Source organism: Pseudomonas sp. Je.1.5.c (assembly GCF_051129895.1).
GTDB classification, from domain to species: Bacteria; Pseudomonadota; Gammaproteobacteria; order Pseudomonadales; family Pseudomonadaceae; genus Aquipseudomonas; species Aquipseudomonas urmiensis.
Genome location: NZ_JBCPSP010000002.1, coordinates 256,805 through 272,700, shown reverse-complemented (window position 1 = coordinate 272,700; position 15,896 = coordinate 256,805). Strand labels below are relative to the sequence as shown.

14 protein-coding genes are annotated in these 15,896 nt (G+C 62.5%); 7 read left to right on the top strand and 7 right to left on the bottom strand.

The window, feature by feature from the left end; genetic code table 11:
* Positions 1 to 2: 2 nt before the first annotated feature.
* Positions 3 to 1,010, bottom strand: a complete 1,008-nt coding sequence (locus tag AAZU54_RS03170) for a GlxA family transcriptional regulator (RefSeq protein WP_186553570.1) — start codon at positions 1,008 to 1,010, stop codon at positions 3 to 5.
* Positions 1,011 to 1,272: 262 nt separating this feature from the next.
* Here AAZU54_RS03170 and AAZU54_RS03165 point away from each other — a divergent pair, with 262 nt between their 5' ends.
* Complete coding sequence (locus tag AAZU54_RS03165) at positions 1,273 to 1,743, top strand: FAD/FMN-containing dehydrogenase (RefSeq protein WP_434726509.1); 471 nt, start codon at positions 1,273 to 1,275, stop codon at positions 1,741 to 1,743.
* A gap of 12 nt (positions 1,744 to 1,755) precedes the next feature.
* Here the strand turns inward: AAZU54_RS03165 and AAZU54_RS03160 are convergent, their stop codons facing one another.
* Complete coding sequence (locus tag AAZU54_RS03160) at positions 1,756 to 2,505, bottom strand: SIR2 family NAD-dependent protein deacylase (RefSeq protein WP_186553568.1); 750 nt, start codon at positions 2,503 to 2,505, stop codon at positions 1,756 to 1,758.
* A gap of 129 nt (positions 2,506 to 2,634) precedes the next feature.
* On the opposite strand from AAZU54_RS03160, the gene AAZU54_RS03155 reads away from it, so the two are divergent.
* From AAZU54_RS03155 to AAZU54_RS03145, 3 genes are all read left to right on the top strand, one after another.
* Positions 2,635 to 2,847, top strand: a complete 213-nt coding sequence (locus tag AAZU54_RS03155) for a PLDc N-terminal domain-containing protein (protein WP_186553567.1) — start codon at positions 2,635 to 2,637, stop codon at positions 2,845 to 2,847.
* A 69-nt stretch (positions 2,848 to 2,916) separates the two neighbouring features.
* Positions 2,917 to 3,321: a RidA family protein gene (locus AAZU54_RS03150; RefSeq protein WP_405128979.1), complete on the top strand. Its 405-nt coding sequence runs from the start codon at positions 2,917 to 2,919 to the stop codon at positions 3,319 to 3,321.
* Positions 3,322 to 3,775: 454 nt separating this feature from the next.
* Positions 3,776 to 5,872 (top strand): sensor domain-containing protein, encoded by a 2,097-nt coding sequence (locus AAZU54_RS03145; protein WP_186553565.1) that lies wholly within the window; start codon positions 3,776 to 3,778, stop codon positions 5,870 to 5,872.
* 45 nt (positions 5,873 to 5,917) lie between these two features.
* Here AAZU54_RS03145 and AAZU54_RS03140 read toward each other — a convergent pair whose 3' ends face one another.
* Positions 5,918 to 6,742, bottom strand: a complete 825-nt coding sequence (locus AAZU54_RS03140) for an aldo/keto reductase (protein WP_186553564.1) — start codon at positions 6,740 to 6,742, stop codon at positions 5,918 to 5,920.
* A 245-nt stretch (positions 6,743 to 6,987) separates the two neighbouring features.
* Between AAZU54_RS03140 and AAZU54_RS03135 the strand changes: the two genes are divergently transcribed.
* The gene (locus AAZU54_RS03135) at positions 6,988 to 7,872 is read left to right on the top strand and encodes a DMT family transporter (protein WP_186553563.1); all 885 of its coding nucleotides are present in this window, start codon (positions 6,988 to 6,990) and stop codon (positions 7,870 to 7,872) included.
* Positions 7,873 to 7,889: 17 nt separating this feature from the next.
* Here the strand turns inward: AAZU54_RS03135 and AAZU54_RS03130 are convergent, their stop codons facing one another.
* A complete protein-coding gene (locus tag AAZU54_RS03130; protein ID WP_186553562.1) occupies positions 7,890 to 8,798 on the bottom strand; it encodes a LysR family transcriptional regulator in 909 nt (302 codons plus the stop codon).
* A gap of 354 nt (positions 8,799 to 9,152) precedes the next feature.
* On the opposite strand from AAZU54_RS03130, the gene katG reads away from it, so the two are divergent.
* Together katG and pssA are read left to right on the top strand one after the other, a co-directional pair.
* Positions 9,153 to 11,414 (top strand): catalase/peroxidase HPI, encoded by a 2,262-nt coding sequence (gene katG / locus AAZU54_RS03125; RefSeq protein WP_186553561.1) that lies wholly within the window; start codon positions 9,153 to 9,155, stop codon positions 11,412 to 11,414.
* A 352-nt stretch (positions 11,415 to 11,766) separates the two neighbouring features.
* Positions 11,767 to 13,104, top strand: a complete 1,338-nt coding sequence (pssA, locus tag AAZU54_RS03120) for a CDP-diacylglycerol--serine O-phosphatidyltransferase (RefSeq protein ID WP_434726508.1) — start codon at positions 11,767 to 11,769, stop codon at positions 13,102 to 13,104.
* Between the two features lie 35 nt (positions 13,105 to 13,139).
* Here pssA and AAZU54_RS03115 read toward each other — a convergent pair whose 3' ends face one another.
* The 3 genes from AAZU54_RS03115 to AAZU54_RS03105 form a co-directional block, all read right to left on the bottom strand.
* A complete protein-coding gene (locus AAZU54_RS03115; protein WP_186553559.1) occupies positions 13,140 to 13,646 on the bottom strand; it encodes an HvfX family Cu-binding RiPP maturation protein in 507 nt (168 codons plus the stop codon).
* Between the two features lie 120 nt (positions 13,647 to 13,766).
* Positions 13,767 to 15,053 (bottom strand): sensor histidine kinase, encoded by a 1,287-nt coding sequence (locus AAZU54_RS03110; protein WP_186553558.1) that lies wholly within the window; start codon positions 15,051 to 15,053, stop codon positions 13,767 to 13,769.
* Positions 15,050 to 15,790, bottom strand: coding sequence for a response regulator (locus AAZU54_RS03105; RefSeq protein ID WP_186553557.1), 741 nt, complete (start codon positions 15,788 to 15,790; stop codon positions 15,050 to 15,052). The genes AAZU54_RS03110 and AAZU54_RS03105 overlap by 4 nt, the downstream gene beginning before the upstream one ends.
* Between the last annotated feature and the right edge of the window lie 106 nt (positions 15,791 to 15,896).

Genomic DNA, 15,896 nt, shown 5'->3' with positions numbered 1-15,896 from the left:
CGTCACTCGCCCAGCCGTTGCTCGCGCGACGGCGGGTAGCCGAAGTACGCCGCATAGCACTTGCTGAAGTGCGATACCGAGACAAAGCCACAGGCCACTGCCACTTCCATCACCGACAGGTCGGAGTACTGCAGCAAGCGCCGGCTCTTGGTGATGCGCAGCTCCATGTAGTAGCGCCGTGGCGAGGTGCCTAGCTGAGCCTGGAACAGGCGGTCGATCTGCCGCCGCGAGCGGCCGCTGTAGGCGGCGAGCTGGTCCAGGCTGAGGGTCTCTTCCAGGTTGTTTTCCATCAGCTCGACGATGGTCCGCAGGTGCAGGCTCATCGACTTCTTAGCCCCTGGCCCGACCTGGCGATAACGAGCGCCGGAGAACGACAGGATCTCCTCGACGCCTTCGGCCAGGGCGTCACCGTACAAGCGCCGTACCAGGCCAAGCATCAGCTCCATGGCGCCGTTGGGGCTGGCGGCGGTGAGGCGGTCGCGGTCCAAGGTGAAGCTTGCCGGGGTGATGCGTGTTTGCGGGCTGCGCTCGGCAAGGCTGGCGCGTTGTTCGGGGTGGATGCTGCAGCCATAGTCGGCCAGCACCCCGGCGCGGCCGAGGAACCAGGCGCCATTCCACAGCCCGCCCATGGCTAAGCCGTGCGCTGCGCAGTCATTGAGCAGACGGTCGAGTTCTGGATATTTGAGTGGGGTGCGCAGGCCGCCACAGATGACCAGTAGATCCAACGCTTTGAGCTCGGCAGGGTCGAGGTCGCTGGCGATCAGTTCCAGGCCCAGGTCACTGAGCACTCGCTCGCCATCCAGCGACAGCGGGGTAAAGCTGAAACTGTCGGCGCGCAGCAGGTTGGCGGTGACCAGCACGTCCATCGCCACGGTGAAACTGGCCATGGAGAAGTGTTCGAGCAAGACGAAATCGACCCGATATGGCTTGTGCGCCTCGCCTGTGGCGGACTTGAGCCGCAGCATGTTGCTGGTGCTGGTCTTCTTGCTGAAATGGCGTGGTGTGGGCACTGCGGACTCCGCTTCCTGGCTGGCTCGGGTGAGTGTGCTTGGGGGGCGGGGGAAAGACAACTGTGCCGGTGGCAGGGTGGTATTGGAGGTCGTGTTCAGGCAAGTCCTGGGCTTGGCAGTGCCGGCCCCTTAGCGGGTAAACCCGCGCAATCTCAACAGCAACGCGATCCCTGTAGGAGCGGGCTTGCCTGCGAACAGGCCGGCACTGCCAATATCCATTTTGTGCTTTATGCTGCCCCTCCCAAGCACCCGAGAACCCGCAATGAAATACGCCATCGCACTGCTGTTCGCCCTGCTACCGGTCCTGGCCCAGGCCTTGGAGACCGGCGACAAGCTCGCCCCCTGGACGCTGCCCGATCAACACGATCAGGCCTATAGCCTCGGCCCCAGCACGCGCATTTTGCTGGTAGCGCGCGATATGGACGGTGCCAAGCTGGTCAAGGCGGCCCTGGCCGAGCAGCTCCAGGGCTACCTTGAAGCCCGGGGCGCGGTGTTCGTGGCCGACATTCAACGTATGCCGGCGATCATCAGCAAGCTGTTCGCCATCCCGGCCATGCGCGACTACAGCTACCGCGTGCTGCTCGACCGCGATGGCCAGGTGGCCAGCCGCTATCCAGGCAAAGAGGGCCAGGTACTGTGGTTGCAGCTGGACAACGCCAGCCTGGTGGCGCAACAGGAGTACGCAGACGCCAACGCACTGAAGGCCGCCATAGATCAGGCCAAGCGACCTTGAGGTCGTTTGCACTTAGCCGAATGCTTCTCTAAGCAGCTGCGGCAACAGCTCGCCCGCCTTGCCAGCGAGGGCAAACTCCCTGGCATGGCCAGCCCCTGTCACTTGCGGATTGATATGCACCACCCTGGCCCCGGCCTCAAGCGCCACGCCGGGGATCATCGCCGCCGGTTGCACCACGCCTGAGGTGCCGATCGACAGCAACAGGTCGCAATCGGCTGCCGCCAGAAATGCTTGGCTTAGCGCCTGCTCTGGCAGGTTCTCGCCAAACCACACCACCCCTGGTCGCAGCGGGCCGCCACAGGCGCTGCACAGCGGCGGCTCGATGCGCTTGCCGTCGCCAGCGCCCTCGGGCAGCTCCAGTACCGCGCCCGCTGGTCGCGCACAGTCAAAGCAACGCGCTGCATCCAACTGCCCGTGCAGGTGCAGGACATCCGCGCTGCCAGCGCGCTCATGCAGGTCATCGACATTCTGCGTGACCAAGGTCAGCTTCGGCACTCGCTGAGCGAGTTCGGCGATCGCCAAGTGCGCGGGGTTGGGCTGGGCCTGGGCAATGCCGGCCCGGCGCATCTCGTACCAACCCCAGATCAGCGCTGGATCGCGGCGAAAACCTTCGGCACTGGCCAACTCGGCCGGATCGAAACGCTCCCACAGGCCGGTGAGCTTGTCGCGAAAAGTGGCGATGCCGCTTTCGGCAGATACCCCGGCGCCGGTAAACACCACGATATGCCGGGCGCTGGCGAGCAGGCGAGGGTTGAAACGCATGCAAAGTCTCCAAGGTGCAGGGCAGAGCGGCTGTCCACTCTGCCAGCGTGCGGCGTGCTGGACAACATCCGAATGAACCCTTGACGCTGGCTGCTACCCAACCCAGTACACGCTCACAGGAGAACGCTCATGGAAATCGGAACGCTCTGGATCATCGTCGCCGCCTTTGTGATCCTGATGGAGATCTGGGCCATTTGGCACATCATCGGCAGCGAGCGACGCGCCGAACGCAAGATGTTGTGGATTGTCTTTGTGGTTTATGCACCGATTCCCGGGTTGCTGTTCTGGGCCTGGCGCGGGCCGCGGGCGGTCAAGGGCAGGGCGGTACTGGAGGAAAAGTAGCATGGGCTTGACCTCGACTTTACTTGAGGTCTGATACTCGGTTGCTCTTTTCATCGATGGGGCGACCTTATGAGCAGTGCATTGCAACTGTCCAATCCCGAAGGGCTGTACGACCCCAGCGCCAATGCCTATTCGCATGTCGCTGAAGTTCAGGCCGGTAGCCGTTTGTTGTTCATCGCCGGGCAAGGTGGGGAGGATGCCCAGGGCAATCTCTCGCCGCTGTTCGCCGAGCAGGCACGCCAGGCCCTGGCCAATTTGCGCCTGGCGTTGGCGTCCAAGGGCGCTGGGCTTGCACAGGTGTGCAAGCTGACGTTGTTGATTGTCGAGCATGATCAGCAGCGCCTGCGCCAGTGGGTGGCCGAGGCTGATCGGGCCTGGGGTACGCAGATGAAACCCACCTGCACGTTGATTCCGGTGCCGCGCTTGGCGCTGGATGGGATGTTGGTGGAAATCGACGCGGTGGCTGCGGTTTGATCGCGGGGTGTCAATACTGATGTCATCGCGGGGCAAGCCCGCTCCCACGTGGACCTTCAGCGTCATCGCGGGGCAAGCCCACGTTGAAATACTGCGTGGGAGCGGGCTTGCCCCGCGATGACGTCAGCCCGAGCGACAGCTGACCTGGGCAGTGACGCCCACAACTGGTTGCTGCGTTGCTATCGCCAAGATCGCCTGGCTATGGCATTTTGCAGCGCGGTGCTGGCAGACCTGCCACGCCCGGTCCAGTCCATAAGCTTGGAGGACGATACCGACCTGATCAATTACTGGGTACCCACTCAAACCCACTGATACCTGCCACAGCGCCCGCCGAAAATGTGACGCAGTTCACAAAATGGTTGGTTGCACGGCATAATGCCAGCACGTCTTATTCAAGGCCCGGCCGCTCTGGCCGGGGATTCATTCGTGCGTGTCGCAGGTTCAGGGAAAACCCATGTCGCTAGTTGCCAGTTCCGACATCATGTACCGGCTGTTGATCCAGAGCGTGGTGGACTATGCCATCTACATGCTCACCCCCGATGGCGTGGTCGCCAATTGGAATCCGGGGGCGCAGCGAGCCAAGGGCTACAGCGCCGATGAGGTCGTGGGCAAGCACTATTCCCTGTTCTATGAAGATGAAGACCGCGCAGCCGGGCTGCCCGAACAGAACCTGGAACAAGCGCGGCGCACTGGCCGTTTCGAAGAGCAGGGCTGGCGGGTGTGCAAGGATGGCAGTGCGTTTCGTGCCCATGTGGTAATCGATGCGGTGCGTGATGAACAAGGCCAACTGCTCGGCTTTGCCAAGGTCACCCGCGACATCTCCGAGCGCCACCGCTACGAGCTTGAGCTGCTTGAGGCCAAGGTCTTGGCTGAACAGTACAGCCAGGAAATGGCCAACTTGTCGCGCTTTCTTGATTCGGTGATTGCCAACATCCCTGCCAGCGTCATCGTCCAGGACTTGGACAGCCAGCGCATCCTGCTGGCCAACCAGCAGGCCGAGCGCCTGTTCGGCAGCCAGGGCGCGAGCATGATTGGCCGCCTGCCGGGCGAATGCCTATTGCCCGGCGCTGCCGAGTATCTGCAACTGCAGCTGGCCAACGGTGCCCGCAGCACCAAGGGTTATGCTGCCGAAACACGGGTAGAGACGGCTCGCGGTCCGCGCACCTTGCGTAGCCGCGCCTTGCTCAGCCAAAAGCGTGAGGGCCAGGCCGACTACGTCATGTTCGTCGCTGAAGACGCCACCGAAGAGTTGGCCGCGCATGCGCAGATCCACCACATGGCCCATCATGACGCTCTGACCGGCCTGCCCAACCGCACCCTGTTCAACGAGCGGCTCAAGCAGGCGCTGCTGCGCGGCGAAGACACCGGCAAGTTGACCGCCGCGCTGTGCCTGGACCTGGACAACTTCAAGAACATCAACGACTCCCTCGGCCATGCCTTTGGCGACAAGCTACTGCGCGCCCTGGGCAAACGCCTGCGCCGGGAGCTGCGCGAACATGACACCTTGGCCCGACTGGGCGGCGATGAATTTGCCGTGATTCTGGCTGGCCTGGACACCGCCGAATCTGCCTGCAACACCGCCCGGCGCTTGATCGAAGCCATGTGCCCGCCGTTCCAGATCGAAGGGCATCAGTTTTCGGTGGGGGTGAGCATCGGTATCGCCATCGCCCCGGACGATCACGACCAGGCCGAACAACTGCTCGGCTACGCCGACATGGCCCTGTACGAAGCCAAGCGCAATGGGCGCAATCGCTTCGAGTGCTTCCACCTTGAGCTGGACGTGGCTGCCCGCCAGCGCCGCTTGGTCGAAACCGACTTGCGCACGGCCTTGCACCTGGGCCAGTTGCAATTGCATTACCAGCCCGTGGTGGATCAACAAAGCCACGAGGTGACCGGCTACGAAGCGTTGCTGAGATGGGAGCACCCGGGCCGGGGCATGATCATGCCGATGGACTTCATCCCGATTGCCGAAGAGACTGGGCTGATCCATGAAATCGGCGCCCGTGCGCTCAACCTGGCGTGCCAGGAGGCGGCCACCTGGGGCACTGAACAAGTGGTCTCGGTCAACCTGTCACCGGTGCAGTTCAAAAATGCCAACCTGGTGCATATCGTCGCCCTGGCGTTGTCCGATTCCGGTTTGTCGCCGCTGCGCCTGGAGCTGGAGATCACCGAATCGGTGCTGCTGGGTAACAGTGAGGAAAACGTGCGCACCCTGCGGGCGCTGAAGGACTTGGGCGTGTCGATTTCCCTGGACGACTTTGGCACTGGCTACTCGTCGCTGGGCTATCTGCGCTCGTTCCCGTTCGATCGGATCAAGATCGACAAGTCGTTCGTCCATGACATGTGCGACAGCCGCGAGGCGATGTCGATCATCCGCGCCATTACTGAGCTCTCCAACAGCCTGATGATCAAGACCACGGCTGAAGGTGTGGAGTCAGCTGAACAGATGGAGCGCTTGCGCGCCGAGGGTTGCTCGCACTTCCAGGGCTACCTGTATGGTCGGCCAGCGCCTGCCTGCGAGCGCTTGAAGAGCGTGGCGTTGCTGCGCTGAAGTGCGCTAGGGCCGCTGCGCAACCCATCGCAGCGGCTCCTGGGCTCAACTGTTCCAGTCTGGAGCAAACTCAGGGTTGACCACCCGTTGATCCTTCGGCAAGGCGGCGATCAGCGCCCGGTCCTGATCATCCAACTGCACCTGCAACGCCGCCAGGTTGGACAATTGATTGTGCTCACTGCTGGCCTTGGGAATCACCGCCACGCCGTCCTGGTCAAGCAGCCATTTCAACGCAACCTGGCTGGGCAGTGCGCCGTGTTTGGCGGCGATGTCGCGGATGACCTGCTGTTCGGCGACCCGGCCACGGGCGAGCGGGGTATAGGCCGTCAGCGCCATGCCGTGCTGGCGGGCGTAGTCGAGCAATGGCTGCTGGTCGAGCAGGGCGTGGTACTCCACCTGAATCGCCGACAGCGGTGCGCCCAGCTCTTCGGCCACTTGGCGTAGTAGGCCCAGCGGGAAGTTGGCCACGCCGATGCAACGTGCCTTGCCTTCGTCTCGCAGCGCCACCAGGGTGTCGATACTGCGCGCCAGGTCCCAGTCCTTACCGGGCCAGTGGATATGAAACAGGTCCACCTGCTCGGTGCCTAGGGCGCGCAGGCTGTCCTCCAGCGATTGGCGCATCGCCGTCGGTGTCAGGCGATCCCACCAGACTTTGGTGGTGAGGTGGATCTGCTCACGCGCGACAGGGCTATCACGCAGCGCCTGGCCTACCGCAGCTTCGTTGTCGTACGCCGTCGCGGTATCGATGTGCCGATAACCAAGCTCCAGCGCCTGGTGCACGGCGCGGGTGCACTCGGCGCCAGTCATCGGCCAAGTGCCCAGGCCAATGGCGGGCATGTCCAGGCCATGCTGGGAGGTGAGCCTATGCATGAAAACTCCTTGTTCAAGTGGTAGAGGCCAGGCCCATGGTGGTGCATCGGTACCGGGCAGACCATGCAGGGTTGAGCAAAAGTGGTCGATCAGCGAACGCAAATTGTCCGCAAGGGTGCTGTGACGGCATCGCGGCTATCGCAAGCTGACTCATCTCTTCTAGAATCCGTCATTACATCCGTGCTGCCCAAAGGCGGCGCAGGTCCCCGGGCGCGGCAACCGCCGACGCCACCTTCGAGAACGCCATGAGTTCGAGTACACCGCTGTCTGGAGTCAATCAGCCTCTGCGAGGGATCGCGCTGGTCGTCGTCGCCACGCTTCTATTTGCCAGCCACGACGCCCTGTCCAAGTTCCTCGGCGGTCTTTATCCGATCATCATGGTGGTCTGGGCACGCTACCTGGTGCACACCCTGTTGATGGCCGGGATCTTCCTGCCCAGGGCCGGCATGGCGGTACTGCGTACCCATCGCCCGGTGCTACAGACTCTGCGCGCCTTGAGCCTGCTGAGCACCAGCCTGCTGTTCACTGCCGGCCTGCAATACCTACCGTTGGCTGAGGCAACGGCAGTCAACTTCCTCGCTCCGGTGCTGGTGACTGCCTTGTCGGTGCCGCTGCTCAAGGAACGGGTCACGCTCGGCCAGTGGTTGGCGGTGGTGATGGGTTTCGTGGGTGTGCTGGTGGTGGTGCATCCGGGCGGGGCGATGTTCACCCCGGCGATCCTGTTCCCGTTCGGTTCGGCGTTGGGCTTCTGCTTCTATCAGGTGCTGACGCGTAAACTGGCGGTGTACGACAGCCCGACCACCAGCAACTTCTACGCAGGCCTGTGCAATACCCTGGTGATGACGGCGCTGGTGCCGTTTTTCTGGCAGACGCCGCAATGGCATCACGCTCTGTTGATGCTGGCCCTGGGCGGCTTTGGCATGACTGCGCACTTGCTCCTGACCCAGGCGTTTCGCTTTGCCGCGCCGGCATTGCTGGCGCCGTTCAGTTACTGCCAAATCGTCTTCGCCGGCCTGTTGGGCCTGCTGATCTTCGGCCAGGCGCCAGACACCACCAGCCTGGTGGGCATCGCCATCATCTGCCTGAGCGGGCTGGGCGCGGCGTGGATGCAGCGCGGTAAAAAGGCCTGATCTCAAGGGCTTGCAGTTCAGTTGCCCGAGGCCATGAACTGCAGGATCTGCTCGCGCAACCAGCGTTCGGCAGGGTCGTTGTCATGGGCGCTGCTCCAGGCCATCGACAGCTCGGCTTCGCTGATGGCAAAAGGCGCCGGGTCGGCGCGCAGGCTACCGTCGTCCGCCAGGGCGCGGGCAGCATAGTCCGGCACTGTGGCAATTAATTCAGTATTGCGCAGCAGGGCGCGCAGGCTCCCGAACTGTGGCACGGCCAGCACCACTTTGCGGCAGCGGCCAATGCGTGCCAGGTCCATGTCGATATTGCCGCTCATGTCACCTGAGAACGACACCATCACGTGCGGTCTGGCGCAGTATTCGTCGAGGCTCAACGGCCCTGGGCGGGTATCTGCGCGCAATACTCTCACACCGATGTCACGGAGCTTGCGGCGCTTGGCGTTGGCCGGCAGGTCGGTGGTGTAGCTGACGCCAACCGAGATTTCCCCTGAGGCCAGCAGCCCAGGCATCAACAGGAAGTTGGCCCGGCGCACTACCACGCTAATCTGTGGCGCTTCTTCGCGCAGGGCCTGGAGCAGATCAGGGAACAGGCCGAACTCGGCATCGTCCGACAAACCGAGGCGAAACACATTGCAGCTGGTGGCAGGCTCGAACGCCTTGGCGCGGCTGATGGCAGCTGAAATCACATCCATTGCCGGCGCCAGTTCGGCGAAGATCTGCAGCGCCCGTGCCGTGGGCTCCATTGCACGAGCATTGCGGATTAGCAATGGATCGTCGAACAGATCGCGCAGGCGGGCCAGAGCGGCGCTCACGGTAGGCTGGGAGATGAACAGCTTTTCTGCGACGCGGGTCAGATTGCGTTCGAGCATCAAGGCTTCGAACACGACCAGCAAGTTCATGTCGACGCGACGCAGGTCATTGCGGTTCATAAGGCAAGGGCTCTCGGTCGGGAGGTGTGGCGTCATATTCAAGCATGTCCGCCGCCTTGCTGCTTGTATCGATGTGCGCTGACAGAGTCAGGCTATTGGCAGCCAATACGGACTCTATTAGAAGTCTTGCGAGGCTCGACTAGTCTTGTCCCTGGCCCTGTGAAAAGCCTGCGCGGGCGGCGTGGCAGCACCTGAGTGCAAGACACTGCGCTGCACGTGATGACACGCTCGCACGCCCGTATCGGCGAAGACCTACCCACCTGATGAGGGGTAGGCATGAGCCTTCGTGCTCGGCTGATCAAACCTGGCATAGACCGGAAATCTGGATAGAACCCGACCCAAAGGTAACCGCAGATGTCGAACGAATCGAAATGCCCGTTCCATCAAACCGCAGGTGGCGGCACCAGTAACCGTGACTGGTGGCCTGACCAGCTCAACTTGAACATTCTTCACCAGCATTCGAGCAAGTCCGATCCGATGGACCCGGATTTCGACTATGCCAAGGCGTTCAAGAGCCTGGATTTCCAAGCCCTGAAACAAGACCTGACTGCCTTGATGACCGATTCCCAGGACTGGTGGCCGGCCGACTTCGGCCACTACGGTCCGCTGTTCATCCGCATGGCCTGGCACAGTGCCGGCACCTACCGCATCGGTGATGGGCGCGGTGGCGCAGGCTCCGGTCAGCAGCGCTATGCGCCACTCAATAGTTGGCCAGACAACGTCAGTCTGGATAAGGCGCGGCGTTTACTGTGGCCAATCAAGCAGAAATATGGCGAAAAGATATCCTGGGCAGATCTGATCGTGCTTACCGGCAACGTCGCGCTTGAGTCGATGGGCTTCAAGACCTTTGGCTTTTCGGGTGGCCGCGCCGATGTGTGGGAGCCGGATCAAGATGTCTACTGGGGCTCGGAGAAAGTCTGGCTGGGCGGCGACACCCGCTACGGCAAGGCCCAGGCGCCCGGCCAGGGTGATCTGGTGGCCGAGCCTGCCAAGCATGGAGAAGAACAGAGCCGCACCTTGCAGGGCGAGCGCAACCTGGAAAACCCGCTGGCCGCCGTGCAGATGGGCCTGATCTATGTGAACCCGGAAGGTCCGGAAGGCAATCCCGACCCCATCGCCTCGGGCAAGGATATCCGCGAAACCTTCGGCCGCATGGCGATGAACGACGAAGAAACCGTCGCCCTGATCGCAGGCGGCCACGCCTTTGGCAAGACTCACGGCGCTGGCCCTGCCGATAATGTCGGTCCGGAACCTGAAGCTGCACCCCTGGAGCAGCAAGGGTTTGGCTGGCATAACACGTTCGGCACCGGCAAGGGTGGCGACACCATCACCAGCGGCCTGGAGGTGACCTGGACCTCGACCCCGACCAAATGGAGCAACGAATACCTGGAGAACTTGTTCCGCTTCGACTGGGAGCTGACCAAAAGCCCGGCGGGTGCCAACCAGTGGCGGCCGAAAAACGGTGATGGGGCAGGGCAGATTCCCGATGCCCATGACCCCAGCAAGCGCCATGCTCCGTCGATGCTCACCTCGGACCTGGCGCTGCGCTTCGACCCGATCTACGAGCCCATCGCTCGGCGGTTCAAGGACAACCCTGATCAGTTGGCGGACGCCTTTGCCCGCGCCTGGTACAAGCTGATCCACCGCGACATGGGCCCATTGGCGCGCTACCTGGGGCCGGAAATGCCCCAGGAAGAGCTGCTGTGGCAAGATCCACTGCCGCCAGCGCCGGCAGCGGTGATCAGCGAGCAGGACATCGCTGATTTGAAAGCCAAGGTGCTCGCTTGCGGCCTGAGCATCGGCGAGCTGGTAGCTACCGCGTGGGCGTCGGCTTCGACCTTCCGTGGCTCGGATAAACGCGGCGGCGCCAATGGTGCCCGGTTGCGTCTGGCACCGCAGAAATTCTGGGCGGCCAACCAGCCTGAACAGCTGGACAAGGTACTGACCACCTTGGAGAAAATTCGCAGTGAGTTCAGCGTGGGCGGCAAGCAGGTGTCGCTGGCCGACCTGATCGTTCTGGCCGGTACTGCGGCGGTGGAGAAGGCTGCCAAGGATGCCGGACACACGGTCAGCGTGCCATTCCATCCTGGTCGCGTCGATGCTTCGCAGGAGCAGACCGATGTCGAGTCGTTCGGGGTGCTGGAGCCGCTCGCCGATGGCTTCCGCAATTTCTCCAAGGGTGCCTATAGCGTCAAGGCTGAGCGGCTGCTGCTGGACAAGGCGCAATTGCTGACCCTGACCGCACCAGAACTCACTGTGCTGATCGGCGGCCTGCGCGTGTTGGGCGCCAACCACGCTGGCAGCAAGCACGGCGTGTTCACCGACAAGCCTGGGCAACTGACCAACGACTTCTTCCGCAACTTGTTGGACATGAGCGTGGAGTGGAAGCCGACCGCGGACGATAACCAAACCTTCGAAGGCAAGGATCGCAAGACCGGGCAGAGCAAGTGGACCGGCAGCCGGGTGGACCTGGTGTTTGGCTCGCATGCCCAGTTGCGTGCGCTGAGTGAGGTGTATGCCAGCACCGGCGCCGAGGCTAAGTTCGTCAAAGACTTTGTCGCGGCGTGGGTCAAGGTGATGGAGTTGGACCGCTTTGACCTAGCGCCCAGACCATAACCTGGTCCAGGGCCAATCCGCTGCCAAGGTGTGGTGCCTGAACCGGCCTCTTCGGGCAAGCCCGTTCCCACAGTGTTTGAGTCGTCACAAAATGTGTGAGCGGCACGGCACCTGTAGGAGCGGGCTTGCCCGCGAAGAGGCCGGCTCAGGCACCACACGCTTCAATGTAGAGACGCTTGCCGCCGTTCGATAGCTGTACGATCTTCCTGTAAAAGCCAAGGCATTGTCGGTTCGCAGGGCAGGGAGAAACTCGAGCCTGCTGGCATTGTTGCTATGATGGGGCGTGGCCGGGCCTGTCAGTACACCCAGCACCTGTGCACGGGTGAGCCGTGCCCATCACTCCCGACTTGAGGTGAACCGCTTGATCCGCAGATCCGTGGCAGTACCGCACAAAGGCTTTGCCCTGGCACCGCAAGCCATCGAGGTGGTGCCTGATGCCGCCACCTACCGCTCCTGCTTGCTCGAACGTATTGCCAACGCGACCCAGCGTATCGTCATCGTCGCCCTGTACTTGCAGGAAGATGAGGCCGGTCAGGAGATTCTGGATGCGCTGTACCAGGCCAAGGCGGCGCGGCCGTCACTGCACATTGTCATCGTCGTCGATTGGTTCCGGGCCCGTCGTGGCCTGCTAGGGGCGGGCCGCCAGCCGGGTAATGCTGCCTGGTATCAAGCGCAGCGCGAGCACCATGGCTTGGATGTGATCATTCATGGCGTGCCAGTGCAAACCCGCGAGCTGTTCGGTGTGCTGCACCTCAAGGGCAGCATCATCGATGATTGCGTGATCTACACCGGCGCCAGCCTTAATAACGTCTACCTGCACCGTTTCGAGCGTTATCGCCTCGACCGCTATCACCTGTTCGACTGTCCGGCGCTGGCCGATGCCATGGTCGAACTGGTGCGCGATGTGCTGGCCAGTACCGCCACACCCCGCCTGGACCTGCCAGCGGCGCCATCGACCCGTAGTCTGCGCGGGGACATCCGCCGATTGCGCACACGCTTGCGGCGCATGGCCTACCCATTGCCAGACAGCCCTGCGATCGATGGCCTGCGGGTCATTCCACTGTTGGGCATCGGCCGCGGCAACCCGCTCAACCACGCCATCTGCTCGCTGCTGGCGGCGGCGCGCGCGCAGATCATCATCAGTACCCCGTACTTCAATCCACCCCGCGTGGTGATGAGCGAAATCGACCGGGCCTTGGCCCGCGGCATTGGCGTCGAGATCATCGTCGGTCATCGTACCGCCAATGATTTCTACGTCGAGCCGGGTAAGCCGTTCAGTGCTAGTGGGGTGTTGCCCTACCTGTACGAAGACAACCTGCGGGCCTTCGCCCGACGTCGTCAGGCGGCCATCGACAGCGGCCAGTTGGTGTTGCGCATCTGGAATGATCCGGGGCATACCTTTCACGCCAAAGGCTTGTGGATCGACCAACGTTATAGCCTGCTCACGGGTAATAACCTCAACCCACGCGGATTTAACCTGGACCTCGAAAATGGTTTGTTGATCGACGACCCACATGGGCAGTGGCTGATACCTCGCGAGGCTGAGCTGCAGGGGATCAGGCAGCATGCGCCTGTACTGCGTTCGGCCAGCGAGTTGGGCGAGCCCGGCGAGCATCCGCAGCAGGTGCGCAAGTTCCTCAAGAGGCTGCGCTTGAGCCGTCTGGAGCCGTTGATCAAACGCGTGCTGTAGAAACGCCGACGGCCCCGTAGCAGGGGCCGCGATGTTTACCGAGCGTTGCGCGGGCAGTAACCGAGCTTATGCCACAGCCAATGGTCCAGGCTCAGCCAGCCCGCGCCCTTGAGCGCCAGCGGCAGCAAGGCGACCAGATAGATAAGCGGAAGCTTGAAGTTGCCATAACCCTGGTCAGTGATCGCATAGCCCCGGGCCAGTTCCGCCAGCCCCGACCATTCTGCCGGCCAATGCACTGCCGCGGTGGCCACCACTGTCACGCCGATCAATACCAACGAAGCGAAACGGGTGCCTAGCCCGAGCAGCAGCAACAGTGGGCAGATCAGCTCCGCCCACATCGACAACTGCCAATTCAGACTGGCGGGTAGCAGGTTGAAAGGCAGGGGAAAGTTGGATTGGATATCGGCAAACCAGTTGCTGCCATTGAATTTTTCCAGGCCTGATTCAAAAAACTCCCAGGCCAGGAAAAGTCGCAGAGGCAGATCTGCGCTCCAGTCGCCGAAGCGGTTGAGCGCGGGCAGGGCACGGGTCAGGCTGGTCATTGGGGGTGGCTCCGGTCAGCGAAAAGACTGACTCGGAGTTTGCGCGGGTGGGGTATCTGCAATGTGTCGAGGCGCTGCAGTTATGTATCGCAGTGTAGGTATGCGCTTGTAAGCCAGCGGTCAACGCAATTCGATCTGGGCGCAGAGCCCGCCATTTTCGCGGTTACTCAACGTCAATGTACCGCCCATGGCCTGCACCAGTTGCTGTGCAATGGCCAAGCCCAAACCCGTGCCGCCGGTGCCACGATTGCGCGAGCCTTCTACCCGGTAGAACGGTTTGAGTACTTCGTTGAGCTCCTCGGCAGGAATGCCTGGGCCTTCATCGAGTACCCGAATCACCGTGGCATTGGCGTGTTGAGTGACCTCCAACTGAGCGGCGCCGGCAAATTTCAAGGCGTTGTCCAGCAGATTGACCAGGACTCGGCGCAGGGCGTGCGGGCGGGTTTGCAAGGTCGTCTCGGTGCTGCCCAGGCGCTCAACCTTGGCCCCGCTGTCCTGATAGTCGAACACCACGCTGTCGAGAAAGGCATCGAGGTCGATCCGGCACGGCGCTTCGGTGCCCACGTCCATGCTGCGGGCGTAGGCGACGCCTTCGCGTACCAGGTGCTCCATGGCGCTCAGGTCGCTCCACAGCTTGTCTTTCTCGACCCCGTCGTCCATCACTTCAACCCGCAGCTTCATCCGTGTGATGGGCGTCTGCAAATCATGGGAGATTGCCGCCAGCAGCTGCATGCGCTCCTTGAGGTAGGCAGCGATGCGCGCTTGCAGGGCATTGAAGGCTGCGGCGGCGTACCTGACTTCGCGCGGCCCGCTTTCATCCAATTGCGGCCCGGGCGTGTTCGGATCGAGATTGTCCACGGCCTGGGACAACCGGGTCAGCGGGCCAATCGCCAGACGCACCGCCAGCCAGGTGCACAGCAGCAACACTGCCAGCTGGATCAGCAACACTACTGGCAACCAGCTGGCCACCGGAACGGTGGCAGGGGTGACGTCGATGGTCAGCGGCGCGCCGTCAGCCAGGCGCAGATGTGCCTGGAAGTGCGTGAGCGGGCCGGGGATTTCCAGAAACGTCAGGCGGTAGTCCTTGCCGATGGCCTTGACGATCGACTCGGCCGCCATCGGCGGGTCTTCGCTGGGCATGGCCGATCCGGTTTGGCCAGAGTCGAGCCTATAGCGGTAGGTGCGCCGCTCCAGTCGCGGTAGCCAGGCCGGGCGCTCGGCAGCCGGGAGGCGATCGAGGATGGCGACTGAGGTGGCGACGTCCAGCTCAAGGTTGCTGAGCATCATCGAACGGCTGCTGATGTAGCGCTCGTACGCCTGTAAACCGAATGACAGGCCGTAGGCCAATACCAGCCCGGTGAAAAATATCAGTGCCAGGCGCGAGGCGAGGGTACGCGGCCACTTCATGAGGGCGACTCAAGCAATTGCACCGCTAGCGAGAACACGTAGCCTTCGCTGCGCACGGTCTTGATGCAGGTCGGCTCTCGCGCATCGTCACCCAGCCGCTGGCGCAGGCGGCTGACCAACAGGTCGATGGAGCGGTCGAAGATGTCCGCCTCGCGGCCTTGGGTCAGGTTGAGCAACTGTTCGCGGCTGAGCACTCGCTGCGGATGGTCGAGAAATACCCGCAACAGGCGGTATTCGGCGCCACTGAGGGCCACCAGGGTGCCTTGGTCATCAAGCAGGTGACGCGCCGTGGTGTCCAGGCGCCACGGGCCGAAACGCAACATGCGGCTGCTTTCGCTGATGGTCAGGTTCGGCGGCAGCATGCGCGTGCGACGCAGCACGGCATTGATCCGCGCCAGTAGCTCGCGGGCGGAAAACGGTTTGGTCAGGTAGTCGTCGGCGCCCATTTCCAGGCCGATGATGCGGTCGGTCTCGTCGTCGCGGGCGGTGAGCATCAATACCGGCACGTTGCGATGCTTGCCCGCGCGCAACTCGCGGCACAGCAACAGGCCGTCATCGCCGGGCATCATGATGTCGAGCACGATCAGGTCCACTGCATCGGCCTCAAGGAAGGCGCGCATCTGCCGGCCGTCGGCGGCGATGCTGGTGCGCAGACCATTTTTCTTCAGGTAATTGCCGACCAACTCACGGATTTCGCGGTCGTCGTCGACGATCAGGATGTGATCGACGTGTTCCATCGTGCGGGCCCTGCCTTAGTTTGAGTAAGCCAAGTGTACTGGGCGTTGGCGCGCTTGCCTGCCGAGGATTGTATTGCAGTGTATCTGGCTTGCTGCTGGATACAGG